Annotated in this window: 1 rRNA gene; it reads left to right on the top strand. The window is 40.0% G+C overall.

The window, feature by feature from the left end:
• Positions 1-61, top strand: a 16S ribosomal RNA gene (locus tag ACSV5T_RS09740); the annotation flags it as partial.
• Between the last annotated feature and the right edge of the window lie 341 nt (positions 62-402).

The raw sequence follows: 402 nt of genomic DNA, 5'->3' as shown, positions 1-402 counted from the left end.
GATTGGGGTGAAGTCGTAACAAGGTAGCCGTATCGGAAGGTGCGGCTGGATCACCTCCTTTCTAGGGAGACATACACTAGGCCAAGAGCTTAGATGTCACTTAGGTCGACACTTTGGCACCTAACATTGTTCGGTTTTGAGAGATCTGTAAATGATTTCTCAATTTAATATGACGTATAAATTACGCGTTAATCTAGGCGCACGTAGGATTACGAAATCGACGCATACTGGAAGTATGCTAGATGAGTAAGACAAGTGCAACGACGAATAACACGGAATTTATCGGCAGATTTGTTCTTTGAAAACTGCATAGAAGATAATTATATATATTTGTAAGGTCATCTCTTAGAATTTCTAAGTAGGTTGACCCGAGCACATAGGAAATAATTCTCTGACTTAATG

This window comes from Veillonella sp. ZSJB6 (assembly GCF_051549505.1).
GTDB lineage: Bacteria > Bacillota > Negativicutes > Veillonellales > Veillonellaceae > Veillonella.
The sequence above is the reverse complement of the archived record's forward strand: the minus strand, read 5'-3'. Positions and strand labels throughout refer to the sequence as shown.